Here is a 13821-nt window from a genome sequence, read left to right as displayed (position 1 = left end):
TTATATAATCAACTATAAGGACAGTTTATAGTCTATTACCACCAAGCTTCTACTTGGATACCTGCTACTAGCTCTGTATCTTCACCAGTGCCGAATTTATTGTCATCTTCTAGGTCAGAGATGTAAGAACCATACACTCGGATTTCTGGACGTGCCCAGAAGCTATCACCCATTGCCCAAGCTTGTGCAACCGTCAGTTTAGATTGACCAAAGTCTACCTTATTGTCTTCGCCTTTGTTGATGCCCGCTTCAAAAATCGTACGCATAGTATCGTTCCACTTATACATAGGACGAACTACAACTGAGTATTGATCTTTATCGGTTTTGCTAGTGCCCAAATCTGAACCACTCATGTAGGCTAACTGGTGGCCCATTTCCCAACTCTTGCCAAGGTTCATCACACCCCAGTTTAAGATACGGAAACCTGAGGCTTCATTTTGGGTACCACCATCACGGTCATAGTAGCTACCTGCGCCCCAATCAGCCATTTGTTTGCCGTAGCCATTAGTACCATATTGGAAAACCGTTTGGTTAAAGCCATTGCTCATACCTTGGTGGATAATCGCAGTCGCTAATACACCATCGTCTGAAGCTTCAGTCTTGTCTTTCTTCTCGTTAGCAAAGTTGTAGACCGCGGCAAGTTCTAAAGAGGCATCTTCCCACAGTCCGATACCTGCTAAACGAACGTCAGCCTTGTAGGCAGCAGCATCATCAGTTTCCTTGTCTTGCAGAATAGCAAGAGATAGTTTTTGATTACCTACAGAGATATTCTCAATACCACCACCGGTACCTGAAGTATCTAGGAAGTAGAAGTCTGTAATATGGATATCTTTACGTTGGTAGTAGGTTTTACCAGCCCAAAGTGTTGCATCTCGGTCAAACGCCAGAACACCTTTAGCCTTTACAGCAAACTGAGCAACGTTAAAACTATTACTGTCTTCCCAACCTTGCTCACCGTTATCACTCTTCGCAATCATAGACTCTAAACGCCACGTTTGCTCACCAGTCTTCAATTCTTCAGCAAAACCAAATTCATAGTAGTTGCCGTCTTCATTACCTAAACGGCCAATACCTTTGTTATTTACATTTACATCACTACCCGAGTTGGCACTGATACCAGTACCAGCACGCATGTAGCCATTAAAGTCTACGGCGAACGCAGAGCCCGCAGCTAGGGTTGTTGCCACTGCAGCAGCTAATACACTTACTTTTTTCATTTTTAACTCCATTTAGGGTTTATTATTCTTTTTCCTATCTGATTAACTTTTTCCGTAAAGGCAGAAACAGAAGTCATTAAAAAGAGAGGTAAGATGGGCAAGCCCCCCGAGACTTAGCCCCATTTGCTTCAACTGCAGCAAGATTACCTAGGGAGGAGAAAAAACGACTCATCCAGATGAGAAATAGTTAGGGGGGATGAGAAGGGATGAGAAATCATACCGAACAATATTTTTATGTATTGAGTCACAAAAATTAGGCTTAGATATAATGTTCTTAGAAAATTATCAGCAGCAAAATACAACCTAGCTCACTGTTTAACACTTAATCATCATAATTTTGAAATAAAATTACATTTATAATTTTGTCGTAAGGCGCTTGACCAATCTCATTCAAGACTATTTACTTAAGATTCAACAATAAACAATTACATTAAAAGTAGTGACCATGCCGTGCTCCCATCCATACCCTTTAGGCGCAACACCAGATAGCAGAGGGTGTAACTTCTCCATTTACTCTCCTCATGCAGAAGATATTCAACTCGCGTTGTTTAATGACAATGGGGAGTTTAAAACCTATCCATTAGATCGTGAGTATGCCGGAATTCGATTTACCTATATTGAGGGCATCTCGGCCGGACAAATGTATGGCTACATAGTGACTAATGATGGCAAACCGCATTATGTTTCTGACCCTTATGCTAAAGCGTTAGAAAAACCGCTCCATTACTCCGCTCCATTCAACTCCGAAAAAAGCTTTCAGCTTGCGAAGTGTGTTGTGGTCGAAGATAAGTTTTATTGGCAAGGTGTCGTAAAGCCCAATCGTCCTCGTGAGGAAATGGTACTATTCGAAACCCATGTTAAAGGCGCAACTAAACTTAACTCAGCAGTGCCTGTCGATCAGCGAGGTCACTATCTTGGGTTAGTCAGCGAGTCAATGCTGCAGTTCTACAAAGAGCAGAATATCAATACCCTTCAGTTGTTGCCTGTCGCTGCATGCATGCATGAACCTCATTTACTGGAAATGGACAAGGTCAACTACTGGGGCTACAACCCATATCTATTTATGGCACCCGATCCTCGTTATGCGGCTGGTGATGCTGTTACCGAACTGAAGACCACCATACGGGAGCTACACCGGCATGGAATCGAGGTGATTCTTGACGTGGTTTACAACCATACAGCAGAAGGTGGGCCTGATGGGCCAGTATTTAACCTCAAGGCACTTGATAGAGACTACTACTTCAAACATGGTAAACACTACGCTAATTTCACCGGTTGCGGTAACACGGTCGATCTCTCTTATCAGCCTGCCATGAATTTGGTCATGGATACGCTGAGATACTGGGCAAATGAGTTCCAGGTGGATGGATTCCGTTTTGACTTAGCCGCTACGCTCGGGCGTCATGGTGAGCACTTCAGCCCAGACTCTGCATTTTTCAAAGCGGTCGCTCAAGACCCAATTCTCCGCGAGGTAAAACTCATTGCTGAACCTTGGGATATAGGCCCGAATGGCTACCAGGTCGGAAACTTCCCTTTTGGTTGGAATGAATGCAACGATAGGCTGCGCGATATCACTCGTAGTTTCTGGCGCGGAGATCAAGGCTTCTTGAAAGAGTTTGCTACTCGATTAATGGGCTCTCGTGACCTATACAGTGCTGCAAACTGGCCTTACAAGCTCACTGTTAACTACATTACCTACCACGATGGTTTTTGTATGCAAGATCTTGTTTCTTATAAGCATAAGCACAACGAAGCTAACGGCGAACAAAACCGAGACGGGCATGGTGACAATCGTTCAGACAATTACGGTGTCGAAGGGGAAACTGAAAGTCACGCAGTGATAGAACTGCGAGAGAAGCAAAAACGCAATTTTATGGCTAGCCTACTATTTGCATTTGGTATACCTCACATTCTATTTGCAGACGTCCTTTCTCACACGCAAAAAGGCAACAATAACGCCTATTGCCAAGACAACGAAACCAGTTGGCTGAACTGGCAACCTTCTGAAAACAAGAAGAAGTTTAAGTCTTGGCTCGCTGACATGGTCGCGGCAAGACAAAGATATATGGTGCCATTTATTCGTGCTTTCAGTGGCGAAATGCGCAATGAAAACCGTGTATTCTGGCGAAGACTTGATGGAAGCTCTATGGAACACGATGACTGGAATCGTCTCAGCTCGGTTGCTGTACATTTAGGGCTAGGTAAAACTGGAGATGAGCTGTTCTACTGCATTAACCAAACCAATGCGCCCGCACGCTTTACCATGCCTGAAAATGACAAAAACGAATGGACGATGATCTGCAATACAGACTCCCATGACTTGCATCAATCCATTGACCATAAACAGGTGTTAGTTGCACCGAGATCAATCGCAATATTTTTCGCCCATTCTTAGTTAGTCTTTAACGAGCAGCATGGTGACATGCTGCTAATTTTTACGAGCCGAACTTGCAACAACTATCAGTAAAGCGCTCACAAACACCGCAACCCCTAAGTTCTGCATTAAACCAACAGCGGATAAACCAAAACCGATCAGCAAATAATAGAGCAAGCCATACAGTGCACCAGCACTACCAATCTGTGATTTATACTCTATTAGGGCTCGGCTCAATATATTTGGAATCCCTACACCAAATGAAGCAACTACCAATAGCATTGGGGCTAGCAGGGCAACTCCGTCTTGAAGCAACCACACCATAACCGACCCGAATACAGCGCCCCATGCCGACAATTGAACCAAGAGTTTTGACTCATAACCTCGGGCAAGAAGCCCTTTGTTTAGCCAGCTGCCAGCAAAGGTTCCTATTGCCAGAATGATCCCGCTGTATCCGAATTGTTTGCTGGTAAAACCCATAGCATCGAAAATAAATGGACCGAGCAAATAATAACTGAACAGCATTACATTAAAACAAGCCACCATTATGCCATCTAACCAGATATTTCTATCAGCTAACATTTGCTTGGCAAGTGGTACTAATTGAGTGTTACCTTTCATAACTGGCTTGGTTTCCGGTAAGCTGACCAGACAAAGCAGGAAAAGAGCTATCGCCATTATTGTGAGAGAGAGAAACACGGCTTTGTGACCTGCAATATCAGCGAGTACTCCGCCAGACATTAAACCTATGACTGGGCTTATCGATATACCTATTCCCATTAAACCAAATACTTTGGCTAACCGTACACCATCATAACTATCACGTAGCATAGTTTGGGTAACCACTGAACCGACCGCAGCCCCAAATGCGCTAAGTGCACGCATGAGTAGAAGTGTTTCAAACTGCGAGCACTGCATAGCACCAACAGCTGCTACGCCATAAACCACTAGCCCTAATAACATTGAACATCTTCGCCCTAAATAATCAGCAGCCACTCCCCAAAACACAACACCTAGTGCGAAGGCACTAAAGTAAATTGATAGCGTTTGTGCAGCACTATTACTCGCAACATTAAAAGCGAGGGCAATGTGGGGTAAGGCTGGGCTATAGATAGTCTCGACGATTTGCGGAAACATCATCAGAGCTAGCATTACCCCAACGGAAGGAATTTTATTCATTACAACATCCCAATTAGAAAAAGTGGGCGTAGTTTAGACAAGAGTGCTAAAGTCCCAATAACGACATTGGAACAATAAACTTCAATATAAGAACAAATGGCACTGATCAATGACAAGTCCGTATTTGACGTCGATACACTAGATAACACAGTCATCGGAATCGCGGCTCGAATCGGCAAGCATGACTCAGGGATGCATATCCACAGTAAAGCTCAACTTCTCTATGCTCCAGAAGGATGTATCAGCATACAGCTAGACGATAAAAAAAGTGTCTTGCCCCCCACGCGTGCTGCTTGGATACCTGCGGGGGTGCGGCACTGTGCGACCATGAACAACGTCGTTGAATATCGTTCACTCTACTTCGAAGAAGCTCTGGTTGCGTCCTTCAACGAAGTGAAAGTCATCTCTGTAAACTCATTGCTAAAGGCTCTGATCGAGCGAATGTCTTTTTGGCAATGGGACAAGCCTAAGCGAGAAATGCACGCGACACTCCAACTATTTCTGGAAGAGCTCCAATCTGCATCCGAATATCAACTGACGCTACCATTTCCTAACGATCCTAGACTCAATCATTGGCTTGATTCACTTCAACAACCGGACTCTAACGTGCCAAATTTGAACAACTTAGCCAAACAGATTGGAGCTAGCAGCAAAACAATAAGTCGCATATTTTCCAACCAAGCAGGGATGCCGTACCAGTCGTGGCGACAGCAATGGAGACTATTGAAATCAATAGAACTTCTCTCCCAAGGAAAACAGGTCAACGATGTCGCTTACCAATTAGACTTTTCAAGTGATAGCGCTTTCATCACCTTCTTTAAGCAACAAACAGGGACTACGCCGCTCCAATATATGCGCACAACAACTTGATTCATTGGCAGATTACTCTAACAATGACGTATCAATGAGGGAAAGCCAATGTCCGACAAAATCTCTACAACTGCATTAGCCAAATTACGTGAACTGGAACCTAAGCAATTGTTCAACGAACTGAAATCTGCGGGTTACATTAATCGTGCTGAGGAAAGCTGGGTTTTGACCGAGATCGGCGCCAAGTTCGGTGGCGAATACGTCGAACATGCGAAGTTTGGTAAGTTCATTGTCTGGCCAGAAAACCTACTCATAGACAGTGTAGCGACCAGTGGTAAAACGATGAGTGCAACTCAAATTGGAGAACGCTTATCTCTCAATGCCAAAAAAGTGAATCAACTTTTGCAAGAGCTAGGTTGGATTGAAAGGACAGAGAAAGGCTGGACGGTAACGGAATCAGGGCTAACAGTTGGCGGTTATCAACGGGAAGATAAGGAAAGCGGCTATGGTTTTGTTGTTTGGCACGACTCTATCGTTCGTAACAAGCGCTTAAAGCAGTCTGTGATTGAGTTTTCTGGACAAGATGCCATGGCACATGCAACAGACAAATCCCTTTCTAGCTTTAGACAAAAATTTGAAGCGAAACATCGCACTTTAGACGGTCACTATGTACGTTCTAAAGGTGAACTCATTATCGACAACTGGCTCTATATGAATGGAGTGGTTCACGCCTACGATCGTCAATTACCGATAGAACAAGACGTCTTGAGTGACTTCTATTTACCGACTGGAAAGGTCTATTTGCAGTATTGGGGAACTGACGCTGGAAACACATCAGACAAAGAACAGCAATCTATCCGCGAGTTGTATCAGCAGCATAACTTTGCTCTGATAGAGGTATTCCCCGAAGATATCGACAAACTCGATGACGTTTTACCAGCAAAACTCAAAGCCTTTGGCATCAAAGCCTACTAACCTAGCTAAAACCTCTTAGTGGCCTACTACTTCATCGCGTTGCGATATCTGATCATGATTTCACTGTCAGGTTGATATTGCTGCATTAAGTCAGCAAGCTTGCCTTGGTTCTTAAGCCTGTTAAAACTTTCTCTCAATGCATCTACAACTTGTGACGATGTCTTGTTGCCTGTCACCAGCCAAAGCTCCTTACAAAGCTTATCGACTTTAACCACCTCGATAAACTCTTTGGGCTCATACCCATACTGTTCCATTCGATAGTAGTAGCTCGATTTTACCAGTGGAGCAAAGTCCACACGGTGAGCACGCAATAATTTGATGGCAACTTTGCCGTAATTGACGGGAATAATATTGGTAAACCCCTCTCCCTTAGCAAGCTCTTCAAAGTTACTCGCCGTTTGAGCGGCAAAGCTGAAGTTTTTTAACTCTAGGAACGAATTGGGAGAGACTTTGGGGCCATCCAAATGACGATAAATTGCAACTTCATAAGGTGATACTGGACCTATCCACTGAAACTCAAGTTCTCGATTGGGTGTACGAGATAGAGAGAAAAATAGAGTATTTTCATTTTCTTGAGTATTTCGGATAGCCCGCTTCCATGGCGCAAAATGCACGTTAGATACTTCCATAGCAAGCGATTTTGAAGCATGTTCAACCACCGCTTCAATGAACTTTACAACATATCCTTCTGCTTGTTCATCAACTTGAACCTGCAGCGGCGGAAAATCTTGAGTATAAAGATCTAATTGTATTGGCTCAGCATGGCTAGATGTCGCCAAACAGAGGCCCAACCATACAATAGCAACTCTACTGAGCTTACCAGACTGACTTAGCATATTATTGTTCTATTAATTTATAAAAACCGGGCAGCAATTGTCTCTCTACTATAAACCACCTATTGATAGGATCAATTGGCTATTGGTCTAACCTGTTGTATAAGCACTTTTTAACTAAGTCTTTGATAGTAAAAAGCCCCTTTCGGGGCTTAGTGATTTGATTTACTTCGAATATCTTGCCATTGCGGCCTGTTCTTTGGAAACAACCGCCTTACCTATAGGAGCGAGTGATATATACGCTAACTTTAAGTGCTGAAGCGCGAATGGAATACCAATAATGGTCACAAAACAAGCTACCGCAGACATGATATGACCGATAGCAAGCCAGATGCCCGCTAGTAAAAACCAAATAATATTTCCGACCATACCTAGTGGGCTGGTACCAATATCCATTTCATTGCTCAGTTCGTCACGAGCGATCGCTTCCTGTCCAAATGGGAAGAAAGAAAAATTACCCATAACGAAACATGCTCGTCCCCACGGAATACCGACAATACTGATAAATGCGAGCAGTCCGAAGAACCACCACAACAGTCCCATAATAACGCCACCACACAGGAACCAGATGATATTTCCAATAATTCTAAGCACTTTGTTTCTCCTTATAGAAATCAACACCAATCAGATTAAATAGCTGAAATCTACTCGTCCCGATTGGTACAACCGTAAACTGACTCGTAATGTTCTACGGTTGGGAATGGATCATAAAAATGGTGTAAAAGAGCTTTCCATTCCTGATATTCAGCAGACTGCCTAAAGCCCTGCTCGTGGTCTTCTATTGTTTGCCAATTCACTAACAAAATATAGCGATTTGGTTTTTCTATACAACGTTGCAACTGATGCGAAACGTACCCCTTCATAGACGAAATTATAGCCTGCGCTTTACCAAAGTTTTGTTCAAACTCTTTCTCTAAACTTGGCTTAACATCTAAGATTGCGACTTCCAGTATCATGGTTTTTCCTTAACGTAAGATGAACAAAAGGGTTTCTAGCTCAAACCTTGCCAAACGGCCGTTGCGCCACTGATCGAGCAAAGTAAAAGAGCGCCAGTGCGAATTTTCTCTTTCGGTAAGGATTGAGTGGTCATCATGGCGAGTTTATAACCCACCCACGCGGCTGGAATAAGCGGAATACTTATCCAAAGGTGGTGTAAGGTTAAAAAGCCTGCTGGCATTTGAATCACAAGCGAGATGATAGAGCTAAAGACAAAAAAGGCAGACAAGTTGCCACGCAGTTGATTAGCTTCTTGGTGCTGAAGTAGCAATGCCATAGGAGGCCCGCCTATCGCAGAGCTGGTACCAAAGAACCCAGAAAAGAAACCCGCGACACCCATTCGCATTGGCGTTGGCTCAATACGAAAAGGGAGTAAGCTCACGACAACCGCAAACAACACCAAAACTCCCAGCCAAAGAGCAAGCAAGTCAGTCGAAACCATAACCAATAACACACCACCCGCTATCGAACCCGGTACGCGACCAATCAGCGCCATTTTAAGGCCGCCAATTTCGACGCTGTCGCGATGATTTAGAGCGTTGAGGATTGAAATAAACAGCGCCACTAAACAGATTGGAGCAGGCACATAATCGGGAGAAACAAGAAACAACAGGGGTGCAGCGACAATCGCCAGACCAAAACCGATCGCAGTTTGAACAAACGAACCAAGAAATATCAAAAACGCAGCAATTAATGCCTCAGGCGTCATCCATTCAGCGAACATATAAACCGTTTAAATAAAAAGAAAAGTTAAGCAATGGTAATCGAAATGAACGCCATTAGCTTAACTTTTATTCACCTTTCTTACGCTGCAGCAGTGTAAACGATGAATTTAAAAATCGAACAGCCTTCCCCACTGTCTCATCTGCTCTATCCCTGATTGCATAAGCTCCCAATCCAATAGACTAGCCTGATATTTAGCAGCCTTGCCCTCTAAACGAATACCATAACTGCTGAGGCGGTATGCAAGCACGGCATAAAACGCGTCTACAGCGCATGGTCGAGCAAACATAAAGGGAAGTTCAGCCTGCGAGAAAATAGCTTCAACTCGTTCAATCTCAAGTCGTAGTGCTTGGTTTGACAAATCCGCTGGCGGTACAGAATCCAAGGTAAAACTGCATTGAGAGCGAAGGGTAAAAAAGCCTGAGTGCATTTCATTACAAAGCGAACGCGCTATCGCCCTATGACTTTGGTCTTGCGGGTACAGTGATCCTCCAGATTGTTCATTAAGGTATTCGACGATTGCTAGCGAATCATGCACAACCAAACTTCCATTTCTTATAACAGGCACCAAGGTTGAAGGCGACAATTGAGCTAGTTGCTGTTTTGATTCTGGATTAGAAAGATCAATCACTTGGGCATCCAGATCTAAGTCAGCCATTACTGCGCATAACCAAACACGCAGTGACCATGTTGAGCTCGTTCCGACGATTAGCTGCATTGTGCCTCCTCCTCTGCAGTCAATTCAAACCCCTCATCTAACCAGCCTGTAATACCACCAATCATCTTTTTCACTGGTCGGCCAAGCTTCGCTAAACGAATCGCTGCTTTCTCTGTGCCATTGCAATGTGGCCCTGCGCAGTACACGACAAACAGTGTATCAAGCGGAAATTCAGCTAAGCGTTTTTCATTGAGCCTAGGGTGGGGAATGTTGATTGCACCATCAATATGTCCTTGTACAAACAAGCTTTCCCCTCTGACGTCAACCAATATGAAGTCTTGGAGACCATTGGTAAGAGCATGATGCACATCCCAGCAATCGGTTTCGAACCTAAGTAGTTGTTCAAAGTGCGCTAGAGCTTGTTCACTTACTGCGGCTTTCACGCGAGATACTGCACTGGTCATAACTTATCCCTGTTTTGTTATTGCTTGTGTACATAGTGCAACCAATTCTCAATGCATTAAACTGGCTTAAAAGACATATATCGCCAATAATAAGCCAAAATCAGAAAATGAACTTAGTCTTCAAGGAAGAGAAATGAAACGCGTCGCGATACTTGCCCACAGCCATGCTGCACTGTTTGAAATGTCTTGTGCTATTGAACTATTCGCCCTGCCCAGACCTGAGTTTGAGTCTTGGTATGAGACCGACGTGGTAACGTTAGAGTGCGCTGATATAAACACCACAGGAAACATCACCCTTAGCGCGCAAATGGTCGATAACCTTGAAGCTTACGATACTCTGATTATCCCCGGATGGCCTACTTGGGACTATGTGGTTCCCGAGAAAATAGAGGCAGAAGTAATCCGATTTTCCAAACAAGGTAAGCGAGTGCTCACTTTTTGTTCAGGCGCATTTTTATTGGCTAAGCTAGGACTGCTCGATGGTAAAACAGCTACTACTCATTGGATGTACGAGCAAAGCTTTCGCTCTCAATTTCCAAACGTAAATTATCAATCCGATGTCCTCTACGTTTTTGATGGTAATATCGGCTGCTCTGCTGGTAGCGCAGCTGCACTCGACCTTGGCTTAGCGGTTATTCGTCGCGATTTTGGTTATAGCTTTGCCAATCAAGTCGCAAAAAGGTTAGTGATTTCCGCCCACCGACTTGGCGGTCAAGCACAGTTTGTCGAGACACCGATGTTAGAGGTTCCCAACAATTTTGCATCTGCACTCGACTGGGCAAACTGTCATCTAGACAAGAGTATTAGCGTTGATCTTCTTGCTGAAAAAGCCAGCATGTCACGTCGAACGTTTGATCGAAAATTCCGCGCTAGTTTCAACTTGTCTCCTAAAGAGTGGCTAATTCAGCAACGTATTGATCGCGCAAAAGGTCTGCTCGAAATCGAGTCTCACTCTATCGAGCGCTTAGCCAGCATGGCAGGCTTCGAAAGTGCCACAACTTTACGCCATCACTTTCGACGTTTAGTCGGCGTCTCCCCCCAGCAATATCGCAAGCAGTTTGGGGGCTAAAACTCGTCGCAGGTCTACCTCAAACCTGTTGTTTCTAATTCGACCTGCTCAACTCAAATCTAGAAAAACACCACTCTAATAACAAAGTGGTGTTTTATCTAATTTAAAGAACTAACTTTAATCACTACTGAGTCACGCCTGCAATCACCGATGGATCGCCAGTAACGATTGGCATATCCCCGATATCTGCGCTGCCTTGAACGGAGCTAGGGACGGGTACAGCGGGATCTTGCAACGTCAAGTTGCTGCATTGCCCTGCCGCGTTTTGCATTGTTTGTTCTAGCTCTATCGCCTTAACCACATATTGGCTTGAATCACCAAGCAATACTCCATCAGCCAAAGAAAATGCAGGGCGATAGCGGTTATTGTCGTTGGAGTAAGGGATTCCCCACAAATCACCGTTACCTCCATAATTGATCATGAAGGTTTGACCATCATAGTCTCCTGCACTCCCGCTACGATCTTTTGCATTACTATGCTGATAAGCCAGCTGTAGTGGGCGAGAGAAGCTAACAATGCTGTTTGACCCATCCCTCACAGTGGAAAGCTGATTCCAGGTATTGATACCCGTTTCCCATACATAGAATTCCGATACGATAGCAGGGTTATAGATGTCATATGAGTTGCTTACCGATCCTATAATCATCGGCCCGCTGCGCACCCCCCAACTATGTGGTGTTGAGTTGATATCATTTTGAGTGAGGGAAGCTGTATAGCGAACAGGTTCGCTACTCGCCACGCTAACTAAGGTCAGTGCATTTCCCCCTGTGGTCGTAAAGGTAAACGTAAATGGCCCTGAAGTTGTTTCGAAAGGACTATTTGAACCAGAGTAGTTGGTCAGATCGCCGATGGCAAAAGTACCAATAGGGCAATTGTCGTAACAGGTTAAAGTGATGGACCCAGAGTTAAGTAGTTCGCCACTTCCTGTCTCACTGCCATTAATAAATGTCTGTTCGTAGTAAGTAAGCGCAGACTGTCCATCGAGATACTTCACCTCCCCTCCAAGTTGCTCGGAATACATATAAAGTGATTCATTGGCGGAAAGTGAAATTAGAGCAGGAGTTTGATCCGTTATTTGTGGTCCGTTCTGTCCCCAAGCGAGCTTACCCGTTTTGTAAAATCCATCTTGCCCTACTGGGTCGCCAGCAGCAGTCATATACTGTACAACCCATTGGTCGTAATTGTTGTCGGCAAAAATCGTACTATCCCAGTAAGAGAATCGAATGCCACGCGCATTGGCCAACGCTAAAATTTTTACCGTATTTTTGACCAATCTTCCCGGGGCATTGACATAGGTATAAGTGGTTTGAACACCGCCAGTATCTCGGATGACGGTGTCACCATTGGTCAGAGCGCCTTCGGTTTCTGTCCATGCTCCCCAGTAACCAATATGACCATAGCTGTCATAACTGCCGTTGCTGTCACTGTCATATTTGATTGAAAAGCCACTATTGATATTAACCTTTGCCCCTGTCGTTGAATCAAACAAATCATAGCGGTGGGCAAAACTATCAAAACTGGTACGACTTAAACACTGACCAGAATTGTTTCCTGACTTGTAAGGTAAATTAGAGAAACCTCCATTAACGCTTTGAATCAACACATTACTAGAGTTAAACGCCAACGCATAAGATGTCTGTCCATTGCCACTATGGTTTACTCCTGTGAGTGCCACTCCATTAGAGCGATCGCTTGACATTACCACACTAGCGCTTTGTTGGTAGGTGTCACTGCCCTGAGAACTCGATTCGTACAATGTAAATCCAATTGAGCCTGGCACCGTGTCTACCGTAATCACTTCACCACCACCAAGCTGGTTACCTGCTGAGAAACTGTCGAAGAAATCAAAGTTAAATGTAAAGCTGCCAAATGGATTACTCTCATTCGCTCCTTGCGAGATCTCGGCTTTAAATTTAATCGCCTGGCTCTGTCCGTCTTCCCCCATATCTGGCAACCATACATTGACGATCAAGGGTGAGGTATCATCTTGGCGAGTGACATTCGATATCGCCTTCATATAGCTAGGGGTGTTACTGGCGCCTGAAGACTGCCCAGTCGAGCCATCTTCTTGGTTATCAAAGCAGGCAGACTCATCGGCCAGAACAGAATAAGGACCTTGGTTCACAAACTCGACACCATTAAATTGCGCTGTAAAACACAGTATGCTGTTGACCAATTCAATAGGGCTAAGGGCCTCATTCCATACGTGAGAGTTGACCTCTGCATTGCTGTAATCGGTTCCTAGGTCGTTGTAAGCTGCTCCTGCGTAATAGGGAAGCAACGCCGCCAACGCAAAAAAGAGTTTATTCTGTTTCATTGGTCACTACCTCCAATTGTTCTGGTAATACCAAAGAGCTGGTTGATACTGAGGATGTAGAGCTAGCGCCGTCGCTATCGCTACATGCACCTAAACCTATAACGAGTAACGCAAGTGCGACTCCTTTAATGACAAAGTTATACATAATTCCTCCTTGGACTTCGCCGAAAGAAGCGATCCTTACTCCCTACTGAGAGGGATCTTCT

Annotated in this window: 14 protein-coding genes; 4 read left to right on the top strand and 10 right to left on the bottom strand. The window is 44.4% G+C overall.

The window, feature by feature from the left end; translation table 11 throughout:
• Positions 1-35: 35 nt before the first annotated feature.
• Positions 36-1217, bottom strand: coding sequence for a maltoporin LamB (gene lamB / locus APB76_RS15520; RefSeq protein ID WP_054961855.1), 1182 nt, complete (start codon positions 1215-1217; stop codon positions 36-38).
• 445 nt (positions 1218-1662) lie between these two features.
• On the opposite strand from lamB, the gene glgX reads away from it, so the two are divergent.
• Positions 1663-3612 carry a glycogen debranching protein GlgX gene (gene glgX, locus APB76_RS15515; protein WP_054961854.1) on the top strand — a complete coding sequence of 650 codons (1950 nt, stop codon included), beginning with the start codon at positions 1663-1665 and terminating at the stop codon, positions 3610-3612.
• A gap of 33 nt (positions 3613-3645) precedes the next feature.
• Here the strand turns inward: glgX and APB76_RS15510 are convergent, their stop codons facing one another.
• On the bottom strand, positions 3646-4770 hold the full coding sequence (locus APB76_RS15510; RefSeq protein ID WP_054961853.1) for an MFS transporter: 1125 nt from the start codon (positions 4768-4770) through the stop codon (positions 3646-3648).
• 96 nt (positions 4771-4866) lie between these two features.
• Here APB76_RS15510 and APB76_RS15505 point away from each other — a divergent pair, with 96 nt between their 5' ends.
• Together APB76_RS15505 and APB76_RS15500 are read left to right on the top strand one after the other, a co-directional pair.
• Entirely contained in the window at positions 4867-5640 is a 774-nt protein-coding gene (locus tag APB76_RS15505; protein ID WP_054961852.1) for an AraC family transcriptional regulator, read from the top strand.
• A gap of 48 nt (positions 5641-5688) precedes the next feature.
• Positions 5689-6555 (top strand): hypothetical protein, encoded by an 867-nt coding sequence (locus APB76_RS15500; RefSeq protein WP_054961851.1) that lies wholly within the window; start codon positions 5689-5691, stop codon positions 6553-6555.
• 26 nt (positions 6556-6581) lie between these two features.
• On the opposite strand, the gene APB76_RS15495 is transcribed toward APB76_RS15500, so the two are convergent.
• The 6 genes from APB76_RS15495 to APB76_RS15470 all read right to left on the bottom strand — a co-directional run bounded on the left by APB76_RS15495 (position 6582) and on the right by APB76_RS15470 (position 10229).
• A complete protein-coding gene (locus APB76_RS15495) occupies positions 6582-7391 on the bottom strand; it encodes a substrate-binding periplasmic protein (RefSeq protein WP_054961850.1) in 810 nt (269 codons plus the stop codon).
• Positions 7392-7553: 162 nt separating this feature from the next.
• Entirely contained in the window at positions 7554-7982 is a 429-nt protein-coding gene (locus APB76_RS15490) for a YccF domain-containing protein (protein ID WP_054961849.1), read from the bottom strand.
• 50 nt (positions 7983-8032) lie between these two features.
• Positions 8033-8344, bottom strand: coding sequence for an antibiotic biosynthesis monooxygenase family protein (locus APB76_RS15485; RefSeq protein ID WP_054961848.1), 312 nt, complete (start codon positions 8342-8344; stop codon positions 8033-8035).
• A gap of 35 nt (positions 8345-8379) precedes the next feature.
• Positions 8380-9108: a sulfite exporter TauE/SafE family protein gene (locus APB76_RS15480; protein ID WP_054961847.1), complete on the bottom strand. Its 729-nt coding sequence runs from the start codon at positions 9106-9108 to the stop codon at positions 8380-8382.
• Between the two features lie 108 nt (positions 9109-9216).
• Entirely contained in the window at positions 9217-9825 is a 609-nt protein-coding gene (locus APB76_RS15475) for a glutathione S-transferase N-terminal domain-containing protein (RefSeq protein ID WP_054961846.1), read from the bottom strand.
• Complete coding sequence (locus APB76_RS15470; protein WP_049843367.1) at positions 9816-10229, bottom strand: rhodanese-like domain-containing protein; 414 nt, start codon at positions 10227-10229, stop codon at positions 9816-9818. The genes APB76_RS15475 and APB76_RS15470 overlap by 10 nt, the downstream gene beginning before the upstream one ends.
• Before the next feature lie 133 nt (positions 10230-10362).
• Between APB76_RS15470 and APB76_RS15465 the strand changes: the two genes are divergently transcribed.
• Positions 10363-11298, top strand: coding sequence for a helix-turn-helix domain-containing protein (locus tag APB76_RS15465; RefSeq protein WP_054961845.1), 936 nt, complete (start codon positions 10363-10365; stop codon positions 11296-11298).
• A gap of 124 nt (positions 11299-11422) precedes the next feature.
• Here APB76_RS15465 and APB76_RS15460 read toward each other — a convergent pair whose 3' ends face one another.
• A complete protein-coding gene (locus APB76_RS15460; protein WP_054961844.1) occupies positions 11423-13615 on the bottom strand; it encodes a hypothetical protein in 2193 nt (730 codons plus the stop codon).
• A complete protein-coding gene (locus tag APB76_RS22975) occupies positions 13602-13760 on the bottom strand; it encodes a hypothetical protein (protein WP_157633206.1) in 159 nt (52 codons plus the stop codon). Before APB76_RS22975 ends, APB76_RS15460 begins: the two co-directional genes overlap by 14 nt.
• Positions 13761-13821: the final 61 nt, after the last annotated feature.

Source organism: Vibrio bivalvicida, assembly GCF_001399455.2.
Lineage (GTDB): Bacteria > Pseudomonadota > Gammaproteobacteria > Enterobacterales > Vibrionaceae > Vibrio > Vibrio bivalvicida.
Note: the sequence above shows the minus strand (reverse complement) of the source record. Positions and strands in the feature narration are given on the sequence as shown.

Coding starts and splice junctions, on each gene's coding strand:
- lamB (WP_054961855.1), bottom strand. CDS start 1,217: ATGAAAAAAGTAAGTGTATTAGCTGCTGCAGTGGCAACAACCCTAGCT.
- glgX (WP_054961854.1), top strand. CDS start 1,663: ATGCCGTGCTCCCATCCATACCCTTTAGGCGCAACACCAGATAGCAGA.
- APB76_RS15510 (WP_054961853.1), bottom strand. CDS start 4,770: ATGAATAAAATTCCTTCCGTTGGGGTAATGCTAGCTCTGATGATGTTT.
- APB76_RS15505 (WP_054961852.1), top strand. CDS start 4,867: ATGGCACTGATCAATGACAAGTCCGTATTTGACGTCGATACACTAGAT.
- APB76_RS15500 (WP_054961851.1), top strand. CDS start 5,689: ATGTCCGACAAAATCTCTACAACTGCATTAGCCAAATTACGTGAACTG.
- APB76_RS15495 (WP_054961850.1), bottom strand. CDS start 7,391: ATGCTAAGTCAGTCTGGTAAGCTCAGTAGAGTTGCTATTGTATGGTTG.
- APB76_RS15485 (WP_054961848.1), bottom strand. CDS start 8,344: ATGATACTGGAAGTCGCAATCTTAGATGTTAAGCCAAGTTTAGAGAAA.
- APB76_RS15480 (WP_054961847.1), bottom strand. CDS start 9,108: ATGTTCGCTGAATGGATGACGCCTGAGGCATTAATTGCTGCGTTTTTG.
- APB76_RS15475 (WP_054961846.1), bottom strand. CDS start 9,825: ATGCAGCTAATCGTCGGAACGAGCTCAACATGGTCACTGCGTGTTTGG.
- APB76_RS15470 (WP_049843367.1), bottom strand. CDS start 10,229: ATGACCAGTGCAGTATCTCGCGTGAAAGCCGCAGTAAGTGAACAAGCT.
- APB76_RS15465 (WP_054961845.1), top strand. CDS start 10,363: ATGAAACGCGTCGCGATACTTGCCCACAGCCATGCTGCACTGTTTGAA.
- APB76_RS15460 (WP_054961844.1), bottom strand. CDS start 13,615: ATGAAACAGAATAAACTCTTTTTTGCGTTGGCGGCGTTGCTTCCCTAT.
- APB76_RS22975 (WP_157633206.1), bottom strand. CDS start 13,760: ATGTATAACTTTGTCATTAAAGGAGTCGCACTTGCGTTACTCGTTATA.